Below are 21,904 nucleotides of genomic sequence, written 5' to 3' on the forward strand. Positions count from 1 at the left end.
TCCTACCCCGCGAATCCGTAGCGGGCATGACGACCCATGCAGACCATTTCCACCAGGCCGTGTCCGACCTCGCCGCCGTGCTCGACCCGGCAGAAGGTCTCACTCAGCATGCTCACCCGGCGCAGCTCGTCGGTATCGGACAGGTCGACGGTGAAGCCGTCGCTGTAGTACGGCCCGCGCCAGAGCCCGGAGGCGTAACCGCGGTAGCTGTCGTACCCGGCCAGGCCGGGCCAGAAGTCCTTCAGCGCGGTGACCGCGAATTCTCGGGTTCGCCCATCCGCGCCGTGGGCGCGGAAGGTGCCCTCGCGCAGGATTCGGAAGTCCTCCCGGAACCGCAGATCGTGCTCCACTGCCACGATCGGAATCGGCGCGGCCGTGGAGTCGATACGCGGGACGACGGTGCCCTCGAAATGCCACCGCTGTCCGTCCGCGGTCTCGCGATGCGCGAAATGCACCAGCTCGTCGGCGAATTCGAAGATGCCCATGAAATACAGCACCCCGTCCGGGACCTCGGGGGGCTGCATGCCCTCGCCCTCCGCCAGGCTGCCGCCGCCTCCGCCGTGCCGGGTGCCCCAGGAGTGGTCGCGCCCGAACCACCAGGTGTCCGGATCCAGTTCCAGGCGTTCGCCCTCCACCTCGAGCCAGCCGGAGACGCGCCCGTTCTGGTAGTACCGCCGTGCGTCCTCACGCACTCGCCCACGGGACCGGAAGAACGCGGGTTCCTGTTCGTAGGCCGGGAATTCGGCATCGAAGTCCAGGCGCAACCGCATTCCGTGCGCATTGTCGTCGAGGCTGGCGTGCACCGTGCGCAGCGGTTCGCCGATCTCGTAGCGGTAGGGGCCGACCTGCCAGGAGCCGAGACCGTCGTAGCGTCCCGCGATCTCGCGGGACATGCGCACCACGTGGGTTTTGCCGCCGTCCAGGGTGACCATGGCGTAGGCGTCGGTGACATTGCGGTTGGGATAGCGCGCCATACCGGTCATGACGGTGGCGGTACCGCCGGTGTCGAAGCCGTACAGCACGATTCGCTCGGTCCAGCGCAGATCGCTCTGCAGGACGTGGTCGAAGGTGGTGGGCAGCTGGTGGCAGAGCAGTTCGTCCTGGGGAGTCAGCATGGGAGTGCCTCTCGTGCGGCCTGGCGTGCGAGCGCCGCTATTAGAATACGATGCATAGCGTATTTCAATCGGGCTGCGCCGATAGGCTGAATCGGACGAATACTCGACATGAGGGAGGGTTCACGTGACCGCACCCGCAGGCACCCGCACCGGGCCGGGGCGGCCCCGAGACCCGCAACTGGACGCCCAAGTACTGGCCGCGGCGCAGGAACTGCTGGTCACCGAGGGGTACGAGGCCACAACCATCGCGGCCGTCGCGCGCCGGGCGGGGGTGGTGACGACCTCCATCTACCGGCGCTGGCCGAGTCGGCGCGCGCTCATCGAGGATGCGGTCTTCGCGCTGGACCCCGGCAATCATCCGGTGCCCACGGGCGACCTGCGCGCGGATCTGCTGGCCTGGACGCGGCTGTGCCACGGCGCGGCGGCGCATCCGGCGGCCCGCTCGGCCATCCCCGGCCTGCTCGCCGCCTACCACGACGACCGGGAGAGCTACCGGCGGATTCTCGATCGCGGAGAGCAGCCGACCCGGCGGGCGCTGCGGGAACTGCTGACGGGCGCGGCGGCCGCGGGGCAGGCGTCAGCCGGATGCGATGTGGACGCGATCTTCGAACTCCTGCGCGGTGCGACGCTGATTCGCGCGCTGACGCACGGCGAAGAGGGCGCGGACGCGTTCTGCGAGCAGATGGCGGACGCGCTGGTCGCTGTGGCGCGCACGCCTCAGCGCAGCAACCCGAACCAATAGATCAGGGTGGCCAGAATGAAGACGACCACGGTTTCCATATCGCTCCCAATCTGCTTGCCGCACTTGTTTCCATGATGCCTCCAGGCACCGGCGGCCGGCCAGGCCATCCATGAAACAAGATCGCACGGCGACCGGATCGTGATACACGAAAGAGCCCGCCGGACCTGATCGGCCCGGCGGGCTCTACCCTCCGCCCGCGAAACCCGACACCCCTCGTGGTCGAGTAGCGCGGCCCCACCCCGACCCGCCGCCATCGCTCCTCCCCGAGACGATGTGGGCGGGTGCTACCCCCCGCAGGATCCGCCGGGCTCGGCACCTCCCCGTGCTCGAGCCCGGCGGCTCCCGCCGTGCCCGTCCGGCCCGCCGCCTCCCCGCGGCCGAGCCCTTCGAGCGTCCCCCCCGTCCGATGGTCCGCGCTCCCGGACGCGAGACCACCGGTGTTCCGGCCACCGCCGCCGGACCCGACACCCCTCGTGGACGGGTCCGATCGACGGTGGTGGTTCGTGTCGCCCGGGCACGACCCGACACCCCTCGTGGACGGGTCGCGCCCCGGCTGCCACCCCCGATGGTGGTTTTCCGGGTGACACCGGCTGTTCCGGTGTCGAGACATACGATGTCGCGCCCGGCTTGGCGCGCCCTTAACAAGACCTTGCAACCTGAAACTCGCAGGCCAACAGTCGTTTTCGGCGCTACGGGCGCGGTGCTCGGCGCGAGCGCCCGGCAGCTGCCAGCGAGATGTAGCTGTTGGATAGCGGGCCGGGGAGGTTCCGCGCCCGGAAGGCCACGGTCAAGACAAGTGCGGCGAGCGTCAGATTCCTCGCGTTCATGGCAAATATGTAGCAGAAACGCAGGTAGATGCAATCGGGACACGCAGAGTCGGCGTGGCGGGCAAAACGCCGATATCGGCGGGTCGCGGCGTGTCGTCATTCTCTGCCCGGCGTGTGTCGATTGGTAGCGAGTTGGTAGCGCGATGGCGCAACCGGATTGGGTATGGTGCGCGGCGAATTCGCTCGGAGAACTTCCTATTTCAGCATCGGCGGCATTTCACATGCCGCCGATGCGCTTTCGTATGCGCACTCGAGGAGGAGCTGTTGAACTTGTGGCGATCGCGGTGGTGGCACCCCGTGCTGCCGCTCGCCGTCCCGGTCCTGGCCGTCGCGGCCGGATCCGCACCGGCGCAGGCCGAGGTGATCACCGACTACCCCGTGGTCATCGATGTCAGCGCCACCCCGGGCGGCCTGTGCGACGGCCCGCTCCAGGGCACCACATCGGTCTGGTACCCGCCCGGCATCCCACTCCGGGCCGATATCGAGTGGCGGATGCGCGCCGGCGACCGGCTGCTGCGCAGCGGTACGGCGCGCGTGGACGGCGAGGTGTTGACCATTCCCTTCGAGATCGCCCGGCACGAGATTCCGGGCTCCGGCCCGCTGCGGGTGGATGCCCGTGCCCATCTCCCCGGCGGCGCCGTCACCGAGTTCGGCACCCCGTGGTCGCTGTACCCGGCGCGGGAATGCGATGCGCTGCACGTGGTCTCGGTCGGCGACGCGGTCATGTGGGGGCAAGTGCTCGACCTGGAACACAAGTTTGCCCACCTGACCGCCGACACCCTGGGCTCGCGGACCGGCCGCGCCGTGGAACTGCACGACTACTCGGTGTCCGGCGCGGTTCTCGACGCCCCGACCGTGCCCGCGGGCAATGACGACGCGGGTTGCCTCGAACAGCATTACGCGCGAGAGGTGTACGGCACTGTCGCCATGGAGTCGGTGCCGCTGGACGAACGCCTGCCGGATGTGTTCTGCCAGTTGGAACGTGCCGCCTCGGAGGCGGAGGCGGGCGGCTACCGGGTGGACCTGGTGCTGGTGAACGGCTGCGTCAACGACCTCGACCCCTTCTTCGGCATTCCGCTCGGCGTCACCCCGGGCAGCGCCGACCTGGTGAGTGCCGTGCGGCGCGAATGCGGTGGGGAGGGCGCGGATCCGGTGAATCCGGCCGCGGACGTGCCCTACTACAGCGGGGCCAAACTCGGCTACGGCGGCCGTGGCATGCGCACCGCCCTGGAACGTGCGCACGGCCTGCCGGGTGCGCCGAAAGTGCTGGTGTCCAACTACTTCCACGGTTTCGATGCCGAGCTGCTGCCGGACGGTCTGCCCCGCTGGTCGGAGTTCGTGCGATTATCCGCGGCCACCTTCGCGCAGGCCGCGCACGAGGCCAATGCCGCCGCCGGAGTCGATTTCGCGGTGGCCGCGGACGGACTGGTGGCGCGCGACGGCGTACCCGGCGCGACGAGCCGACTATGGCTGAATCCCTTCGGCGACGAGTCGGTCACGCTGCGGGCCTTGACCTGTCCCGAGACCGATCACGAGGCCCCGCAGTGCCGGATCCCCGTACTGGGGCGGCCCGATGTGGACGGGGCGCGGCGCTACGCCGAGGCGTTCCTGTTGCATCCCCGGATGCGGGAGTGGTTCGGCGGGGGTGGGCCGACGGGCGAGGGCTTCACGCTCTCCCACGAGTCCGGGCCGGTCGGGCAGACGGTGCATTTCGACGCCACGGCGGCGGGCAGCGCCGTCCGCGAGTACGACTGGTACTTCGGGGACGGCATCCACGTCACCACCACCGCGCCGACGGTCGCGCACACCTACACCGGGCGCGGACCCCATCGGGCGCGGTTGGTGGTGACCGACGTGGAGGGCAACCGCACCCTGTACGAGGCGGGCGCGAGCATCACGATCGGCTGACGGCCCCGCCCCGCAGCGCGGCCGCCAGTTCGGCGATGGCGGCATCGGTGACCGGATAGCCCGGGAAGTAGCAGCACACCCGGGAGATGGTGTCCCCGAACCGCTCTCGAATGGTGGCCGCGCACGCGGCGGGGGTACCGCTGACGGCGATGGCGTCGACGAGGTCGCCGTCGATGCGCGCGGCCATCTCCGGCCAGCGCCCCTGTTTGGACAGCGCATTGAGTTCGGGCTGCAACCCGGCCCGCCCCTCCACCTCGAGGACCGGTCGATAGGCCGGGGTGGAACCGTAGAACGCCAGCAGATTCCGCACCGCCCGCCGCGCGACCTCGATCTCCGCGTCCGTGGTGCCCATGGCCACGATGGGGCTTCGGCAATGATCTCGAACGGGCGCTCGGACCCGTCGAGGCCCGCCGCCACGGCGGGCAGTGTCCGCTCCCGGTAGTGCCGAGCGCTGTTGAACGGCATGACGAGCAGCCCGTCGGCCACCTGCGCGGCCATCGCCACTGATCCCACGCACCCCTCCCGGGACCGAAGAGGGTGCAACCGGTCCCGGAAGGGGTGGGGTGGTACCGCTCCGGCAGGGAAGCACAACAGCGCGGTACCGAGTCTCGCGGTGCTACATATCGGCGGTGATGAACTCCGCGGCCTTCTCGCCGATCATGTAGCTGGGCGCGTTGGTATTGCCGCCGGTGATGCTGGGCATGATGGAGGCGTCGGCGACGCGCAGGCCCTCGATGCCGTGCACCTTCAGCGTCGGGTCCACCACCGCGCGTTCGTCCACACCCATGCGGCAGGTGCCGACCGGGTGATAGATGGAGTGGATGCGGTTGGGCAGCTCCGCCCGCAGCGCGCTCTCGTCCATGAGGTCGGGGCCGGGGGCGAGTTCCTCGATGACGTCTCCGGCGATGGCCTTGTGCGCCATGATCTCCCGGATGATGCGGATGCCCTCGACGAGGAATTCGGTATCGCGGGAGTCGGTGAGGTAGCCCGGGTCGATGAGCGGCGAGGCGTACGGATCGGCCGAGGCCAAGCGCAGTTCACCACGGCTCTTCGGGTAGATGAGGCTGGGGAAGATGGTCAGGCCCGGCCGCCGGTCCACCATGTGCAGTTTGTCCTCGTCCTGGTTGGGGATCGGGTAGGACCACGGCAGGGTGTGGATCTGCATATCCGGGTAGTCGCCCTCGGCGAATTTGGTCTTGACGAAGCCGACCGCCTCGAACACCGTGCGGCCCATCCACGAACTGCCGGGCCGCCGCAGCTCGCGCAGGATGCCGCGGGCGAAATAGGTGGGGATGCCGCGGTGGATGGCCTTCTTGGAGATGTAGGTCATGGGCACGAACAGGTGGTCGTGCAGGTTCTGTCCGACCGGCAGGTCCGCGTGCACGTCGATGCCCAGATCGCGCAGGTGCCCGGCCGGGCCGATGCCGGAGAGCATGAGGATCTGCGGCGAGCCGACCACGCCGCCGGAGACCACGACCTCCTTGGCGGCCCGGATGATCCGCCGCGCGCCCTTCTTGTCGGCGACCTCGACACCGGTGGCGCGGCCGTTCTCGATGACCACGCGGGTGACGTGCGCGTGCGTGACCACGGTCAGGTTCGTGTTCGGCCGGTCGGTGATGAAGCCGCGGGAGGAGCTGTAGCGCAGACCGTTTCGCACGCTCTGCTGGAAGATGGAGATGCCTTCCTGCGATGCCCCGTTGTAGTCGTCGATGATCGGCGCGCCGAGGGTCTCGGAGGCGGCGATCATGAACTCCTGGGTGATCGGGGTGAGGTCCTGCTGCCGGGTGACCTCGATGGGGCCGCCCGCACCGCGCACGTCGGACGCGCCCTCCTCCCAGTTCTCCAGCCGCTTGTAGGCGGGCAGCACCTCGTCGTAGCTCCAGCCGGTGTTGCCCTCGGCGGCCCAGGAGTCGTAATTGGCGCGGTTGCCGCGCACGAAGAGCATGCCGTTCACGGAGCTGGAGCCGCCGAGCACCTTGCCGCGCGTCATGGGGATCTTGCGCTCGTTGGCGTGCTTCTGTGGGACCGAGTACTGCTTCCACACCACGCGTTGCTTCAGCTGCGGCACGGTGTGCACCATGGTGATCATGCCGGGGCTGGTGACCAGCCGGGTGTTGTCCTTGCGCCCCGCCTCCAACAGGATCACGCTCGCCCCGGCCTCGGCGAGGCGGCCTGCGACCACCGCACCGGCGCTGCCCGCGCCTACGACGACGTAATCGGCTTCGGTTGCGGCGTCCGCGGAGCGCGGAGAAGCGGTCATGTTCGTTACCTCATCCTCGAGTGTGCCTCTGATCACTGTAGAACAAGTTCTAGTCTCAGCACACCCGGCGGGACTTGTCCAGATCTATAGATCAACTTACGCGCAGGCAGTGCGCACGGATCTCACTCAGTGGGATGCATTTCCAGGATATGACAGGCGAAGAACGGGTTTCATGGTCGGTGCTGGTGGGTAACTGGATGAGCCCTCGTGCCCGACGGTGAAATCGATGGCCGCGACCCCTGGTCCGCGACGGGGTCACATGGTTGAATCTGCTGTAGAACGTGTTCCAATTTCGCATCGTGGCGCCGACAGGCCGCAGGAGGAACAATGACTGTTCCGTCGATACCGACCGGATTCGATTTCACCGATCCCGCACTCTGGGCGGACCGAAGTCCGGTCGAAGAATTCGCCGCGCTCCGGCGCACCGCACCGGTCTGGTGGAATGCGCAGACTCCCGAACAGGCAGCCCCGTTCGAGGACGGCGGCTACTGGGTGATCAGTCGCCTGGAGGACGTGAAGGAGATTTCCCGCCACCCCGATCTGTTCTCCTCGAACGAGAAGGGCGCGATCATCCGCATACCGGGCGACAGCACGCCCGAGCAGCTGGATCTGACCCGTAACGCGCTGCTGGTCAATATGGATCCGCCGAAACACACCAAGATCAGACGAATAATCTCCAAGGGATTCACCCCGCGCGCCGTGGAGGGATTGCGCGCCGCGCTCACCGAGCGCGCTCACCGAATCGTGGCCGCCGCCAAGGAAACCGGCGGCGGAGATTTCGTCGAACAGGTCGCCTGCGAACTCCCACTGCAAGCCATCGCCGAATTGCTCGGCGTACCGCAGGACGACCGGCACAAGCTCTTCACCTGGACCAATGAGACGCTGAACTACGACGATCCGGAGTACGGCGGCGACTCCAACGCCGCATCCGCCGAGATCCTGGGCTATGCCTGGAATATGGCCGAACAGCGGCGGGCCTGCCCGGTCGACGATATCGTGAGCCAGCTGGTGAACGCCGATGTCGACGGCGAGGCGCTGGGTTCGGACGAGTTCGGATTCTTCGTGATTCTGCTGGCCGTGGCGGGCAACGAGACCACGCGCAATGCCATCACCCACGGCATGAAAGCCTTCGTCGACAATCCCGATCAGTGGGAGCTGTACCGGGAGCGGCGGCCGCGCACCGCGCCCGACGAGATCGTGCGCTGGGCGACGCCCGTGACCGCTTTCCAACGCACCGCAACCCGTGATACCGACATCGGCGGACAGCGCATTCGGGCGGGCGATCGCGTCGGATTGTTCTACAGCTCCGCCAACTTCGACGAGGACGCCTTCGACGAGCCCTTCCGATTCGATGTGCTGCGTGATCCCAATCCGCATGTCGGCTTCGGTGGCACCGGAACGCATTTCTGTGTCGGCGCGAATCTGGCGCGGCTCGAAATCGATCTCATGTTCAATGCCATCGCCGACGCCATGCCGAATCTGAGCGAGGTCGAGCCGCCGCAGCGACTGCGGTCCGGATGGATCAACGGCATCAAGCACTGGCCGGTTCGCTACGCGTAGTCCGGCCGTCGGGTAACGGCCACGAACTCGTTCTAGGATCGGGCCCATGACCGACCTACGCGAGATTCCGCTGCGCACCCTGTCCGACGAACCCACCACCCTGGCCGAACTGGCCGGGGACAAGGTGGTGCTGCTGGTGAACGTGGCCTCCAAGTGCGGCCTGACCCCGCAGTACGCGGGCCTGGTGGAGTTGCAGCAGACCTACGGTCCGCGCGGCTTCACCGTGGTCGGCGCACCCTGCAATCAGTTCATGGGGCAGGAGCCCGGCAGCGCCGAGGAGATCCAGACCTTCTGCGCCACGAACTACGGCGTGGACTTCCCGCTGCTGGAGAAGGTGGAGGTCAACGGCGAGGGCCGCCACCCGCTGTACGCGGAGCTGACCGAGACCCCCGATGCCGAGGGTGCGGCCGGGGATATCCAGTGGAACTTCGAGAAGTTCCTGATCGGGCGCGACGGCAAGGTGCTGAGCCGTATTCGCCCGCGCACCGAGCCGACCGACGCCGCCGTCACCGGCGCGATCGAGGCCGCGCTCTGACATCCGCGACATGCGAACATGCCGGGGCGGCGGGGGAGTTCCCCCGCCGCCCCGGCGTCCAGCTCAGGGCCGCTGTCGGCGGCGGTAGCGCACGGTGCAGGGCTGTTCCAGCTGCACCACCATCTTGGAGTGGTCGTTGCGGTAGCTGTCCGAGGGTTGTGCGAGTTCGAATTCCCAGTCCCGCAACAGGATGGAGAAGATCGCCTTCAGCTGCATGAGCGCGAACGCCGCGCCCACGCAGCGGTGGCGGCCCGCGCCGAAGGGGATCCAGGTCCAGCGATTGGCCAGATCCTCCTGGTTCGGGTCGAGATAGCGGTTCGGATCGAAGCGGTCCGGTTCCGGGAAGTCCTCCGGAATGCGGTTGGAGACAGCGGGTGTCGCGGCCACCAGGTCACCGGGTGCGATGCCGTGGCCGCACACCTCGAATTCGTCCCGGGCCACCCGCATCAGGATGATGAGCGGTGGATGCAGCCGCAGCGTCTCCTTCAGTGCCGCCTCCAAGCGCGGAATCTGGCGCAGCGCATGGAAACTCACGTCCTGGCCGTCGGCGTAGAGGGTGTCCAGCTCGGTCACCACGCTGTCGAGCACCGCGGGATTGCGGAGCAGTTCGATGATCGTCCACGCCGCCGTGCCCGAGGTGGTGTGGTGCCCGGCGAACATCATGGAGATGAAGATGCCGGTGATCTCGCTGGCCGAGAAGCGCGGCTGCCCCTGCTCGTCGCGCACCGACACCAGCACGTCGAGCATGTCCCGGTCCGCCTTGCCCTCCGGCGGATTCGCCATTCGCCCGGCCATGATGTGGCGCACCAGTTTCACCAGCTGGTGGCGGGCCTCGTCGCGGCGGCGGAAGCTGTCGATGGGCGCGTAGGGGTCCACATAGCAGTAGGCGTCGGTGCCCTGCTCCAGTTCGTGGTAGAGCCGGGCGAAGCGGGCGTCGAGTTCCTCGCGGAACTTCACGCCGATCAGGCAGGCCGAGGAGGTGTAGATGGTCAACTCGGCGAAGAACTCGAGCAGGTCGATCTCGCCCTCGTCGCCCCAGCGCGCGACCATGCGGTCCACCTCGCGGGCGATGGTGCTGGCGTGTCCGCGCATCTGCTCGGCGCGCAGGGCCGAGTTGTGCAGCATCTCCTTGCGCCGCTCCGGCGGGGCGTCGAACACCACGCCCTCGCCGAAGATGGGCTTCATGAACGGATAGGCGGCGGCCTGGTCGAGTTCGTCGTCCGAGGCACGGAAGAAGAACTCGTTGGCCTGCGCGCCGGACAGCAGGATCACGTCCTTGTCGGCGAGCCGGAAGGAGCCGATATCACCGCATTCGGTGCGCACCCGGCGCATGAGGGCGATGGGATCGGTGCGGAACTCCTCGAGATGGCCGTGTTCGTGTTCGCCGCCGGAGACCTGTCGCGGTCGCACCAGGGTCATCGGAAACCTCCCAACGGTACCGGTGTTGGACACCTGTCTGGACGGTACTACGGAAGGTGTTGCGCGGCAAGGGATCCCATCGAATTCGGTGTCATTTCGAAAAATTTCCGCGCGGGATTCAGTGCGGCAGCACGAGCCGTGCCGACTTTTCCAACTGGTCGGCGATTTCGATATAGGACGCATAACCCATTCCGGCACGCACCAGGGCACCGGCGTACAGCGATTCCAGCGTCTCCACGATTTCCGGATCCGCATCCGCGCCCAGGGCGGCCACGAGCCGATTGCGGATCTCGGTGCCGATGCGCAGGCGCAGATGCGCCACATCGGGATCGGTGCCGAGCAGGGCGCTGGTCACCGCGCCCGCCAGCGCCGGTTCGTCGGCCACCAGCATGGCGATCTGGCGCAGCACCGCGATCACGCGCGCGGTGCTGTCGACATCGGTCTCGACCGGCGGTTCGGTGGCGGCGAGCCGCCGCCAGAACAGCTCCGCGACCAGGTGTTCCTTGGAGGAGAAGTAGGTGTAGGCGGTGGCGGTGCCGACCCCGGCGGCGGCGGCCACCATGCGCACCGTGAGACCCGCGAAACCCTCGCGCGCGAGCACCTCCATCGCCGCCCGGGTGAGCTTGTCGACGGTGTCGGCCTGCTTCTCGGTGAGGCGGCGGCGGGTGGCCTCCATGCTCACCACCGGACGGGCGGAAAGGGAATCAGACACGTGTCTGGATGCTACTATGGGTCGGCTCCCCGAGCAACTCGCACGATGTTCGCGAGGTATCAATACGGGTGCCCCGGAACTGTTTTGGATGAGGCAGGCAAGGATTTCATGACACAGGCCGCCGCGGGGATTTCCGCCGCCACCGCCGAATTGTTCGCACTCGCCGAACAGGCCACCGGATTCATGCCGCCGGCGGAGGGCCGCGCCCTCTACACCGCCGCGCGCGACCACGCCGGTGACGGTGTCATCGTCGAAATCGGCACCTACTGCGGAAAATCCGCGATCTATCTCGGCGCGGCCGCCCGCGAAACCGGGGCGACCGTCTACACCGTCGATCACCATCGCGGCTCCGAGGAGCATCAGCCCGGCTGGGAGTACCACGACACCACCCTCGTCGACCCGGAGACCGGCGTCTTCGACACCGTGACCGCGTTCCGCCGCACCATGGTGCGCGCCGGACTCACCGACACCGTGGTCGGCATCCTCGGCTCCTCCACCGCCGCCGCCCGCATCTGGCGCACCCCCGTGCGCCTGCTGTTCATCGACGGCGGCCACACCGAGGAGGCCGCGCAGCGCGACTACGACAACTGGGCGCACTGGGTGGCGGGCGGCGGCCTGCTCGCCATTCACGACGTCTTCCCCGACCCCGCCGACGGCGGCCAGGCCCCCTTCCACATCTACCGCCGCGCCCTGGACTCCGGAAAGTTCCGCGAACTCTCGGTGACCGGCTCCCTGCGCATCCTCCAGCGCACCGCCGCCTGCAACTAGAGCCGTCGGCTGTCGGTTCCCGCGCGTAGCCTCGGGGACGTGGAGGAATCGGCATCCTCGCCCGCCTATCAGGAGCGGCCGTCGGCGGCGGTCGCGGGGGCCGTGGTGTGGACACGGACCCTGCGGTCCGCGGTCGAAGCGCCGGTGCTGCCGGACGGTTGCATGGATCTGCTGTGGATGGACGGCGCGTTGCGGGTGGCTGGACCGGATACCCGGGCACGGGCGGTAGCGCTCCCGGCCGGGACGCGGATCGCCGGTATCCGATTCCCGCCGGGTACGGCTCCGGCGCTGCTGGGGGTGCCCGCGCACGAACTGCGCAATGCCGGTGTCGAAATCGACGCACTGTGGTCGCCCGCCGAGGCACGCCGGGCGAGCGAGCTGGTGGGGGAGTCCGCGAACCCGGTGGCCGGTGTGGAGGCGGTGGCCGCCGCGCGGGCCGCGGTCACCGAACCCGCCGATTCGGTGGTGCGTTGGATCGCGGAGCAGCTCGCGGCGGGCCGCTCGGTGGCGGAGACGGCGACGGCGACCGGGTTCGGCGCACGCCGACTACATCGGCTGTCGCTGGCGAGCTTCGGTTACGGTCCCAAAACCCTGGCCCGGGTGCTGCGGCTGCAACACGGCCTGGCGCTGTCCCGCGCGGGTGTGCCGTTCGCTGAGGTGGCGGCCCGCGCGGGCTACGCCGACCAGGCGCACTTCGCGCGTGAGGTGCGCGACCTCACGGGAATGCCCCTGCGCCGACTGCTGACGGTGCAGGGGGCCGATCAGGCGTCCAACGCGGCGTAGAGGTCCACGCCATTGCCGTCGGGATCGTGCACCACCGCGTAGCGCTGTCCCCAGGGTGCGTCGAAGGGTTTCATTTCGGCGTGGTGGCCCGCTGCGACCAGTTCCTCGAAGAGGCGGTCGACGTCGGCGGGTGAATCGCAGTGGAAGGCCAGGCCGATGCGGCCGTCGCCCTGCGGCGGTCGCCAGTTCGGATGGAAGGAGGCGATGACCGCCTCGGCGTCCAGGGTCAGGCGGAAGCCGCCCGGCAACTCGGCCTCCACATGGCCTTCCCCGAGGACGGGGCCGAATTCGAGTCCGAGTCGGCGGTAGAAGGTGAGGCTGGCGTCCAGATCGGAGGCGACCAGGCCGATGACATCGAGTCGAGGTGCTTTCTTGGTCATACCCCGACGCTAGAACCCCCTACGGCCCGACATCTTGAAGAAATCGGACACCCCGCCTATTCGCCGTCCGGGCTCCACACGATGCGCCCGCCCTGGAAGTCCTGGGCCTTCCCGCCCTGGTAGTCGTACTCGTCACCGGTGGGCAGCCCGTAGCGACCGTTCTCGCCGCCCGCGGCGACCCACTGATCTCGGATCGCGCCCCACACGATGTGTGTGCCGGTGGCCTTGGACCAGTACACCGCTCCGCCCTCGAACAGGTTGTAGCGGCCGTTGCCCTTGTTGGTCTGGGCCTCGTCGCTGATGGGGAAGCCGAGCGGGCTGTTCTCCCAGCCGACCGCGCCCCACTTGTCGCGGATCACGCCCCCGACGTAGTGCGCGGCGGTGCCGACCGACCAGTAGACGGATCCGCCCTGGAAGTGGTTGTAGCGGCCGGGCTTTCCGAGCGTCGACTCCTCGTTCGTCACCGGATATCCGAGTGTCCCGCGCTCCGATCCCAGCTGCCGCCACTTGTCCCGGATGAACCCGGCCACCGCGTGCGCGCCCACCGCCTCGGTCCAGTAGATCGACGCGTTGTGCGCGAAATCCTGGTACTTGCCGCCCCCGGCCGCATCCGACTCCGGCCCGACCGGGTCGCCCAGCGCCTCGGGACCGCCCAGCGCGTCGTAGGTGATCTCGATGGCCCCGCCCACCTCGAACGCTCCGACCGGCCGCGCCCCGGCACTGTTCGTGCCCAGCGCCAGCACGCCGGCAGCCGCCACCGCCAGCGCGAGCGCGTTCCGGGCACGCGGGGACGACTTGCTCTCGCGACGAATCGAACTCAACGCACTACCTCGGATTCCGGCTGGACGGTTACGCCGCCATCCTCCAAGGCCCGGCCGTTCGCGGCAAGACGGCAGAGCCGTCGTCCATCGACATCACACCCGCAAGCCGGCGCGGTCGTCCTTCCGGCGGGCTTCGGACCGCGAACGCCGGTCGACCCGACCGGCCGAGAGAACGGCATGGAACGCGTCCGTCAGCCGCGGATATCCGCGCATTCACAGGTGAGGTGAGTCGTCACCGGCGCCTCGGGCAGCAGGTCGCGGAAGATGCCGTTGGCCGGGGTGGCGCGGCTCAGCGCGTCGGCGGCGAGGATCATGGCGGCCCCGGTCCAGGTGGTGCGCTCCTCGGGCCAGCGTTTGCCGTCGGCGAAGACCAGACCGGTCCAGTAGGAGCCGTCGGATTCCCGCAGGTGCTGCATATTCGTGAACAGGCGCAGGGCGCGCTCGCGCTCGCCGAGGGCGTCCAGGGCCAACACCAGCTCGCAGGTTTCCGCCCCCGTCACCCACGGCCGGTCGGCGACGCACCGAATGCCCAGCTCGCCGACCACGAAGTCGTCCCAGTGCGCGCGGATGCGCCGCCGGCCCGCATCGCCGCGGATCGCGCCGCCGAGGATGGGGTAGTACCAGTCCATGGAGTAGCGGCTCTTGTCCAGGAAGGCTTCCGGGTGCTCGCGCAGCGCGTGCCCCAGCCGCATGGCCGCGACCTCCCACTCGGGCTGCGGGTCGCCGACCCGCTCGGCCAGCGCCAGGGCGCAGCGCAGGCTGTGGAAGATACTGGAGCAGCCGGTCAGCAGCGCCTCGCCGGAGCTTCCGGCAGGGCCGAGCGACCAGTGGATCTCCCCGTAGCGCCCGTGCTGGAGACCGATCACGAAATCCATGGCGCGGCGCACCGTCGGCCACATCTCGTCGGCGAAGGCGCGGTCGCCGGTGCGGGTGAGGTGATGCAGCACCCCGGTGGCGATGTAGGCGCAGAAGTTGGTGTCCGCGTCGGCGTTCTCCACCGTGCCCCGGCGGAACTGCATGGGCCAGGAGCCGTCCGGCCGCTGGGTGGCGGCCGACCAGGCGTAGGCTGCCCGCGCGTGCTCGTACAGTCCGGCCACGGTGAGCGCCATGGCCGATTCGAGGTGATCCCACGGATCGGTGTGCCCGCCGTCGAACCAGGGGATGGCACCGTCGGATTCCTGTGCGGCGGCGATGGATTCGGCGGTGTGCAGCAGCTCGGCCGTGGTGAGCACCCCGGGCACGCCGGGTAGGTCAGTAACCGCCAAGGCGCACCGCCGGTTTCGTGAAGTACAGCGCCACGCTCTTGCCGATGAGCGGATCGAGCAGCCGTTCCGCCACCCGGGTGAGCGGCGGCGCGGACATCATGTCCCACACCAGCATTCGGTGATACGCCGATACCAGCGGATGTTTGTCCGCGGACACGCCCACCGCGCATTTCAGCCACCAGTACGGCGCGTGCAGGGCGTGCGCGTACTCGGTGCGCACATGCCGCACCCCGCGCGAGCAGATCTTCTCCCGCAGCTCGTCGGCCTTGTAGATGCGCACGTGGCCGCCCTCATTGGCGTGGTACTCGTCCGACAGCGCCCAGCAGATGCGCTCCGGCAGCCACCGCGGCACCGTGACCGCAAGCGCCCCACCGGGTTTGAGCACCCGCACCAGTTCGTTGACGGCCTGGCCGTCGCGCGGGATGTGCTCCAGGATCTCCGAGGCGATCACCACGTCGAATTCGCCGTCGCCGTAGGGCAGATCGAGGGCGTCGCCGCGCACGGTCTCGGCCTTGGCGTAGTCGGGGCTCTCCCCGGCCTCGGCCATGGCCTCGAACATCACCTGCACATCGGCGAGATCCGCCACGTTCTGATCGAAGGCCACCACGTCCGCGCCGCGCCGATACGCCTCGAAGGAGTGCCGTCCGGCCCCGCAGCCCACGTCGATGACCCGGACGCCGGGTCCGATGCGCAGGCGGTCGAAGTCGACGGTCAGCATGTGCGTGCCTCCTGGGTAGGCGCGCCGAGCGGCGCGATGGCGGGGCGGATGAGATGCCGGGCGATGGCCCGCTCGTAGACGGTGACCGTCTGCGCGGCGACGGCCGCCCAACTGAAGACGGTCAGCGCGCGGCGGCGTCCGGCCGCGCCCAGGTGGTGTCGCCGGTCCGGGTCGGCCAGCAGCGCGCCCAGCACGCGGGTCAGTTCGCCCACATTGCCGGGCTCGACCAGTTCCGCGCAGTCGCCCACCACTTCCGGCAGCGCCCCGGCCCGGCTGGCGACCAGCGGCGTGCCACTGGCCATGGCCTCCACGGCGGGCAGCGAGAACCCTTCGTACAGGGAGGGAATGCAGGCGATCTCGGCCGAGCTGAGCAGCCGCGCCAGTTCCTCGTCGGCGAGTCCGCTGACGGCGGTGACGATGTCGGCGAGGCCGAGTTCGGCGATGAGCTTCTCGGTGGGTCCGTTGGGTTCCAGCTTGGCCACCAGCCGCAGTTCCAGGTCATGGGAGTTGCGCAGGCGCGCGATGGCTTTCAGCAGGTGACCGATGCCCTTGAGCGGCTTGTCGGCACTGGCGACCGCCACGATGCGGCCGGGTACCCGGGGCAGCGGATGCGGCCGGAACAGGTCGGTGTCCACGCCCAGCGGCACGGTGCGCAGCTGCTGGGGCGCCACCCCGAAGTCGGCGCGGATATCGGCCGCCGACGAGGAGGACACGGTGATCAGGTCGGGTAGCTGGCGCGCCACCCGCATCTGCATCCCCAGGAACCCGTACCACCTGCGCACCAGCGGTTTGCGCCGCCACGGGGCCGCCGCCAGATCCACCGCCCGGTCCCGGGTGATGGGGTGGTGGATGGTCGCCACCAGCGGCAGATGCCGGGCGATGTCGAGCAGTCCGGTGCCGAGGCACTGATTGTCGTGCACCACGTCGAAATCCCCGGCGCGGGCGCGCAGCAGCTTCGCGACCCGCAGGCTGAAGGTGCGCGGCTCCGGGAATCCGGCGGTCCACATGGTGCCCAGTTCCAGCAGGTCCACGCCATCGCGGAGTTCGCCGGGACGCGGGGTGCGGAAGGGGTCGGACTCGCGGTACAGGTCCAGGCTCGGCACCTCGGTGAGCCGCACCCGGGGGTCGAGCAGTTCTGGATACGGCTGTCCGGAGAACACCTCCACCCGATGCCCCAGTTCGGCCAATCCCTGGCTGAGGTATCGGACGTAGATGCCCTGCCCGCCACAGTGTGTCTTGCTGCGATACGACAGCAGGGCTACGCGCACGTCGGTGTGCCTTTCCGTGATGAAGCGTGGTGAAGCGAAAAGCGGGCTGGGTGAGTCGAACTCAGTCGTGCAGCCCGAGCGGTGCGAGTTTGCTCGCCAACCGGTCGAGGTAGGCGAAGACCTCGTCGTCGGATTTGTCCGGCAGGCCGTAGAGCACGTCGGTGACCCCGGCGTCGGCCCAGCGGGCCAGCCGCTCCGGGTCCGGTTTGAAGTCGAGCGCCACCACGCGGGGTGTGCCGGTGCGTCCGGCCTCCTGCCAGTACTTCATGAGCAGTGCCGTGGACGCCTGCACATCCGATTCGGTCGGGGTGGTGATCCAGCCGTCCCCGGTCCGGGCGATCCACCGGAAGGTCTTCTCGGTGCCGCCCGCGCCGATCAGCACCGGCACGTGCTGCTGCACCGGTTTGGGCCAGGCCCAGCTGGGGCCGAAGGAGACGAACTCGCCGGAGTAGCTGGCCTCCTCCTGGGTCCACAGTGCCCGCATGGCCTCCACGTATTCGCGCAGCACCGTGCGTCGCTTGTTGCCGGGTACCCCGTGGTCGGCGAGTTCGTCGGTGTTCCAGCCGAATCCGGCCCCGAGCGTGACTCGACCGCCGGACAGGTGGTCGAGGGTGGCGATGGTCTTGGCCAGGGTGATGCAGTCGCTCTCGGTGGGCAGCGCCACCGCCGTGGACAGTTCGATGCGCGAGGTCACCGCCGCCGCGGTGGCCAGCGCCACCCAGGGGTCGAGGGTGCGCGTGTACCGGTCGTCCGGCAGTTCGGCACTGCCCGTGAGCGGGTGCGCCGCTTCACGTTTCACCGGAATGTGGGTGTGCTCGGGCACGAAGAAGGAGCGGAAGCCGCGCTCCTCGGCGGCCTTCGCGGCGGTCGCGGGCGCGATGCCGCGGTCGCTGGTGAACTCGACGATGCCGAATCGCATGCGCGTCAGTACCTCTCAGTTGCTCTTGGCGGCGGTCACACCCGCGCGCCGACCGTAGAAGCTGCCGTCGCCGAGCGAGCAACCGCTGGCGTACCCGCCCGCGCAGATGCCCGAGGTGACCCGCCCGGCCGCGAACAGTCCGGGAATCGGTTCGCCGTCCACGTGCAGCACGCGTGAGTCCAGGTCGGTGCGCAGGCCGCCGAGGGTGAAACCGCCGGTGTAGCCGCGCAGGTCGTACGCACCCAGCGGGGTGCCGATGGGCTTGACCCATTCCGGCTTCTTGTGCAGGAACGGGTCCTCGCCCTTGGCGGCGTGGTGGTTGTACAGGTCGATGGTGGCCTGCAGCGCGTTCTCCGGCAGGCCCATCTCGGTCTCGAGTTCGGCCACCGTCTCGGCCACCCAGGTGGGGGCGATGCGCAGGAACGACATGGAGGACTTTGTCTCGAAGGCCGCCTCCAGGGCGGCCTCGTCGATGACCAGATACGCCTGGTTGTGCTGCTCCTGCAATACAGCCTGGCCCATCCGGCCCGGATAGGTGTCCTCGGTGATGAAGCGCTGGCCCTGTCCGTTCACCAGAATGCCGCGCACGATGACCTGCGGGTCGGCGATGAAGGCGACCTCGGTGGCGTCCATGTGCGCGAGATCCGCGCCGAGCGCCTGGGCCACCCGGATGCCGATGCCGTCGTGCTCCTCCACCGTCGCGGCGGGACGGCCGAAGATCTTGGGCGCGAACTGTTCCACCATCTGGTGCGCGTAGGCGAAGCTGCCCGTGGCCAGCACCACGCCGCGTTCGGCGCGCACGTGCACCGGCTTTCCGTAGCGGGTGGCCGCCACCCCGACCACCCGGCCGGAGTCGTCTACGATCAGTCGTCGCAGCCGCACGTCGTATTCGTGGCGGACACCGAGCTTTTCGGCGGTGTCGGCTAGCGGCTTCATGAGCATGTAGCCGCCGCCCTTCTCACCCAGCTTCTTGTCCGGGGTCAGGGGCAGGTGCCCGCGCGGTGCCGGGTCGGCAATGGTGTTGAACGGCGCGGCGTTCTCCCCGCCGGAATACATCAGGCCCTGATCGGCGGGCGGCTCGTAGCCCGGCTCGCCCCAGAACTCCTCTTTGAACGGCACGCCCTGGGCGACCAGCCAGTTGTAGTGTTCGACGCTGCCCTGGCAGTAGTCGTGGATCTTGGCCTTGTCCACTCCGGGGCCGAGGGCGGCGGTGAGGAACTTCTCCATGTTCTCGGGGGTGTCGGAGAAGCCGAGCGCCTGTTGCAGCGGGGTGCCGCCGCCCAGGTAGATGAAGCCGCCGGACATGGCGGCGGCCCCGCCCCAGCCGCCGGTGCGCTCGAGCACCAGGGTGTCGGCGCCCGCGCGGGCGGCTTCGATGGCGGCACAGGCGCCGGCCACGCCGAAGCCGACGACGACCACGTCGGCCGTGTGATCCCAGGTCGGCACCTCGCTCGCCCGGAGCGGTCGCACGGTGGTTGTCTCGGCCATGGTGTTCGAATTCCTCACTGCTGAAACGCCGATTACTTCTTCTGCTCTTGCGCGATGACCTTCCCGACCTTCTGGTCGAGCGTGGTGCCCGCGGGCCAGCCCACGTAGTGGCACAGGAACAGCGCGATCTCACGCAGCTGCTCCGCGTCCAGCTCCTCGTTGCGCAGGGCCGCGCCGAGCTGGATCTCGGCGATATCGAACAGGCCCTGGGCGGTGAGCGCGCCGAGCAGCAGCAGCCGCCGGTCACGAATCGACAGGCCGGGGCGCGACCAGATATCGGCGAAGAGGTGATCGGCGGTGACCGCGAAGTGCGCGCCGGGCCCGTCCTGGAACTCCCAGCCGTACACCTCGGACATCTTCTTCAGGCCGCGCTGCCGACGCTCGTCCGGTGCTGTGCTCACTGCTGCTCCTTCTTCGCGACCGTGCCGGGACCGACGCCGAGTCCGGTGCCCAATTCTTCGAAAGCCTGTGCGGCCAGCGGTAATTCGACGCCGAGCCGGGATCCGAGCGCCAGTGCGAGCGCGAGATCCTTCTCGCCGAGATCGCGGACATGGCTCAGGATGGGGAACCAGAAGTCGTCGGCGGCCACCGGTGCGGTGGTGTCTCGCAACATGATGGAGCCGGGACCGCCGGTGTATGAGTCGGAATGGCGCACCACCTTGCCCAGTTCGGTGATGTCCAGCCCCGCGGCCTCGGCCAGGCGCTGCGCCTCCGACGCCGCGGTGAAGGCGATGAAGTGCAATAGATTGCGGGCCAGCTTCATCCGTGTCCCCGCGCCTACCGCGCCCGCGTGCACGATGAGCGAGGCCCAGCGCCCGAACGGTTCACGCACCGTGGCGAAGGCGGACTCGCTGCCGCCCACCATGACCGCCAGCGCCCCGTTCTCGGCCGCCGGAGCGCCGCCGCTCACCGGGGCGTCCACGAATTCCACCCCGTGCTCGGCGCAGTCGGCCGCCACGGCGACGGCCGTATCGTCGGAGATGGTGGAGTGCACCGCGACGACGGTCCCCGGCTTCGCGGTGCGCAGGATGCCGTCCGGACCGGTGACGACCGCGCGGACCTGCGCGTCGTCGAGCACCGCCACCGACACCACGCCGCAGCGCTCGCCCACCTCGGCGGCGCTCACCGCGCCTTCGGCGCCCGCGCTGGCGAACGGCTCCACCACCTCGGGCCGCATATCGCACACCACCAGTCCGCCCGGCCACTCCAGCAGCCGCCGCGCCATGGGCGCGCCCATATTGCCCAGGCCGATGAATCCGACCGCGGTCTCGCTCACGATCGGAACACCTGTCCGCCGTCGACATTCAGGATCTGACCGGTCACCCAGGCGGCGTCGTCGGACAGCAGGTACAGGCAGGCCCCGACCAGATCCTCCGGGGTGCCGAGGCGTTTGATCGCCAACTGCTGCCGCACCATGGAGTCGACGATATTGCCCGGCACCACATTTCGCGTGGCCTCGGTGTCGATCGGGCCGGGCGCGATGGCGTTGACGCGGATCTTGGAGCCGCCCAGCTCGTGTGCCAGCTGCTGGGTGAGGCCGTTGATGCCGACCTTGGCCAGGCCGTAGAAGCCGGAGTAGGTCCAGGCGGCCGTGGAGGACTGGTTGACGATGGACCCGCCGCCGTGCTCCGACATGGGCTGCCAGACCGCGCGGGTCATATTCAGCGCACCGTCGAGGTTCACGCTCATGAACTTCTTGTAGTAATCCCACGGCACGGTGAGCAGCAGGTCGAGCTTCATATCGCCGTAGATGGCGGCATTGTTCACCAGGTGGTCGACGCCCCCGAATTCGGCGACGGTGAATTCCACCGCGGCGGCGGCGGATTCGGGGTCGGAGACGTCCACCCGCCGGAACACCGCCGTGCCGCCCTCGGCGGCGATCTCCTTGGCGGTCGCCTCGCCGCGCTCGCTGTTCAGGTCGGCGACGACGACTTTCGCGCCCTCGGTGGCGAGCGCACGCGCGTACGCCGCGCCGATGCCCTGTGCGGCACCGGTGACGATTGCGGATCTTCCCGTGAAGCGGGCCATGGTCGAACTCCTTCAGCAGCCGGTCGCGATCAATTTGGTCTCGGTGTATTCCTCGAATCCGGCGACGCCCATCTCGCGTCCGATCCCGGACTGCTTGTATCCGCCGAAGGGCGCGTCGGCGGAGTACCAGATGCCGCCGTTCACGCTCAGCGTCCCGGTGCGCACGCCCTCCACCACGCGCCGCACCCGCTCGGGGTCGCTGCCCCACACCGAGCCGGACAGGCCGTAGGGGGAGTCGTTGGCCAACCGCACGGCGTCGTCGTCGCCGTCGTGCGGAATGACCACCAGCACCGGTCCGAAGATCTCCTCCTGCGCCACCGTGGCCGAATTCGGCAGGCCCGCGATGAGGGTGGGTTCGATGTAGTAGCCGGTCGCCGCGTCGGCGGGG

General features: G+C 69.0%; 22 protein-coding genes. 6 read left to right on the forward strand and 16 right to left on the reverse strand.

Annotated features, from left to right (window positions below; translation table 11 throughout):
* Positions 1 to 2 precede the first annotated feature (2 nt).
* Entirely contained in the window at positions 3 to 1,115 is a 1,113-nt protein-coding gene (locus ON31_RS02145; protein WP_039808756.1) for an Rv3169 family protein, read from the reverse strand.
* A 124-nt stretch (positions 1,116 to 1,239) separates the two neighbouring features.
* Between ON31_RS02145 and ON31_RS02150 the strand changes: the two genes are divergently transcribed.
* Positions 1,240 to 1,857 carry a TetR/AcrR family transcriptional regulator gene (locus ON31_RS02150; RefSeq protein WP_039808758.1) on the forward strand — a complete coding sequence of 206 codons (618 nt, stop codon included), beginning with the start codon at positions 1,240 to 1,242 and terminating at the stop codon, positions 1,855 to 1,857.
* Positions 1,858 to 2,948: 1,091 nt separating this feature from the next.
* Positions 2,949 to 4,592, forward strand: a complete 1,644-nt coding sequence (locus tag ON31_RS02160; RefSeq protein WP_147287023.1) for a PKD domain-containing protein — start codon at positions 2,949 to 2,951, stop codon at positions 4,590 to 4,592.
* Here the strand turns inward: ON31_RS02160 and ON31_RS34400 are convergent.
* Both ON31_RS34400 and ON31_RS02170 read right to left on the reverse strand, forming a co-directional pair.
* Complete coding sequence (locus ON31_RS34400; RefSeq protein ID WP_051036693.1) at positions 4,579 to 4,944, reverse strand: LLM class flavin-dependent oxidoreductase; 366 nt, start codon at positions 4,942 to 4,944, stop codon at positions 4,579 to 4,581. The two genes, ON31_RS02160 and ON31_RS34400, sit on opposite strands and share 14 nt — an antisense overlap.
* A gap of 264 nt (positions 4,945 to 5,208) precedes the next feature.
* On the reverse strand, positions 5,209 to 6,852 hold the full coding sequence (locus ON31_RS02170) for a GMC family oxidoreductase (RefSeq protein WP_039808762.1): 1,644 nt from the start codon (positions 6,850 to 6,852) through the stop codon (positions 5,209 to 5,211).
* A 327-nt stretch (positions 6,853 to 7,179) separates the two neighbouring features.
* Here ON31_RS02170 and ON31_RS02175 point away from each other — a divergent pair, with 327 nt between their 5' ends.
* Both ON31_RS02175 and ON31_RS02180 read left to right on the forward strand, forming a co-directional pair.
* Positions 7,180 to 8,412, forward strand: a complete 1,233-nt coding sequence (locus ON31_RS02175; RefSeq protein WP_039808764.1) for a cytochrome P450 — start codon at positions 7,180 to 7,182, stop codon at positions 8,410 to 8,412.
* A gap of 46 nt (positions 8,413 to 8,458) precedes the next feature.
* Complete coding sequence (locus tag ON31_RS02180; RefSeq protein ID WP_029932795.1) at positions 8,459 to 8,947, forward strand: glutathione peroxidase; 489 nt, start codon at positions 8,459 to 8,461, stop codon at positions 8,945 to 8,947.
* Positions 8,948 to 9,010: 63 nt separating this feature from the next.
* Here ON31_RS02180 and cyp51 read toward each other — a convergent pair whose 3' ends face one another.
* Positions 9,011 to 10,366, reverse strand: coding sequence for a lanosterol 14-alpha demethylase (gene cyp51, locus ON31_RS02185; protein WP_039808766.1), 1,356 nt, complete (start codon positions 10,364 to 10,366; stop codon positions 9,011 to 9,013).
* Positions 10,367 to 10,484: 118 nt separating this feature from the next.
* Positions 10,485 to 11,048 carry a TetR/AcrR family transcriptional regulator gene (locus ON31_RS02190; protein ID WP_029932793.1) on the reverse strand — a complete coding sequence of 188 codons (564 nt, stop codon included), beginning with the start codon at positions 11,046 to 11,048 and terminating at the stop codon, positions 10,485 to 10,487.
* A gap of 138 nt (positions 11,049 to 11,186) precedes the next feature.
* On the opposite strand from ON31_RS02190, the gene ON31_RS02195 reads away from it, so the two are divergent.
* Both ON31_RS02195 and ON31_RS02200 read left to right on the forward strand, forming a co-directional pair.
* Positions 11,187 to 11,846: a class I SAM-dependent methyltransferase gene (locus ON31_RS02195; protein WP_029932792.1), complete on the forward strand. Its 660-nt coding sequence runs from the start codon at positions 11,187 to 11,189 to the stop codon at positions 11,844 to 11,846.
* A 39-nt stretch (positions 11,847 to 11,885) separates the two neighbouring features.
* Complete coding sequence (locus ON31_RS02200; RefSeq protein ID WP_039808768.1) at positions 11,886 to 12,629, forward strand: helix-turn-helix domain-containing protein; 744 nt, start codon at positions 11,886 to 11,888, stop codon at positions 12,627 to 12,629.
* Here ON31_RS02200 and ON31_RS02205 read toward each other — a convergent pair.
* The 11 genes from ON31_RS02205 to ON31_RS02255 all read right to left on the reverse strand — a co-directional run.
* Positions 12,608 to 13,009: a VOC family protein gene (locus ON31_RS02205; protein WP_039808771.1), complete on the reverse strand. Its 402-nt coding sequence runs from the start codon at positions 13,007 to 13,009 to the stop codon at positions 12,608 to 12,610. The two genes, ON31_RS02200 and ON31_RS02205, sit on opposite strands and share 22 nt — an antisense overlap.
* Before the next feature lie 56 nt (positions 13,010 to 13,065).
* A complete protein-coding gene (locus ON31_RS02210; RefSeq protein ID WP_255221952.1) occupies positions 13,066 to 13,830 on the reverse strand; it encodes an LGFP repeat-containing protein in 765 nt (254 codons plus the stop codon).
* Between the two features lie 191 nt (positions 13,831 to 14,021).
* A complete protein-coding gene (locus tag ON31_RS02215) occupies positions 14,022 to 15,095 on the reverse strand; it encodes a glucosidase family protein (RefSeq protein WP_081592164.1) in 1,074 nt (357 codons plus the stop codon).
* Positions 15,082 to 15,813 (reverse strand): class I SAM-dependent methyltransferase, encoded by a 732-nt coding sequence (locus ON31_RS02220; protein ID WP_039808775.1) that lies wholly within the window; start codon positions 15,811 to 15,813, stop codon positions 15,082 to 15,084. The genes ON31_RS02215 and ON31_RS02220 overlap by 14 nt, the downstream gene beginning before the upstream one ends.
* Positions 15,807 to 17,081 (reverse strand): glycosyltransferase family 4 protein, encoded by a 1,275-nt coding sequence (locus ON31_RS02225; protein ID WP_039808777.1) that lies wholly within the window; start codon positions 17,079 to 17,081, stop codon positions 15,807 to 15,809. The genes ON31_RS02220 and ON31_RS02225 overlap by 7 nt, the downstream gene beginning before the upstream one ends.
* A 61-nt stretch (positions 17,082 to 17,142) precedes the next feature.
* The gene (locus ON31_RS02230) at positions 17,143 to 18,000 is read right to left on the reverse strand and encodes an LLM class F420-dependent oxidoreductase (protein ID WP_039808779.1); all 858 of its coding nucleotides are present in this window, start codon (positions 17,998 to 18,000) and stop codon (positions 17,143 to 17,145) included.
* A gap of 15 nt (positions 18,001 to 18,015) precedes the next feature.
* Positions 18,016 to 19,488: an FAD-dependent oxidoreductase gene (locus tag ON31_RS02235; RefSeq protein ID WP_039808781.1), complete on the reverse strand. Its 1,473-nt coding sequence runs from the start codon at positions 19,486 to 19,488 to the stop codon at positions 18,016 to 18,018.
* A 32-nt stretch (positions 19,489 to 19,520) separates the two neighbouring features.
* Positions 19,521 to 19,844: a carboxymuconolactone decarboxylase family protein gene (locus ON31_RS02240; protein WP_051036701.1), complete on the reverse strand. Its 324-nt coding sequence runs from the start codon at positions 19,842 to 19,844 to the stop codon at positions 19,521 to 19,523.
* Positions 19,845 to 19,885: 41 nt separating this feature from the next.
* The gene (locus ON31_RS02245; RefSeq protein ID WP_051036703.1) at positions 19,886 to 20,725 is read right to left on the reverse strand and encodes an NAD(P)-dependent oxidoreductase; all 840 of its coding nucleotides are present in this window, start codon (positions 20,723 to 20,725) and stop codon (positions 19,886 to 19,888) included.
* Positions 20,726 to 20,760: 35 nt separating this feature from the next.
* Complete coding sequence (locus ON31_RS02250) at positions 20,761 to 21,516, reverse strand: SDR family oxidoreductase (protein WP_039808785.1); 756 nt, start codon at positions 21,514 to 21,516, stop codon at positions 20,761 to 20,763.
* Positions 21,517 to 21,528: 12 nt separating this feature from the next.
* On the reverse strand, positions 21,529 to 21,904 hold a 376-nt coding region (locus ON31_RS02255), incomplete at its 5' end, for an aldehyde dehydrogenase family protein (RefSeq protein ID WP_039808787.1).

The organism is Nocardia otitidiscaviarum NBRC 14405 (genome assembly GCF_000308635.1).
GTDB classification, from domain to species: Bacteria; Actinomycetota; Actinomycetes; order Mycobacteriales; family Mycobacteriaceae; genus Nocardia; species Nocardia otitidiscaviarum.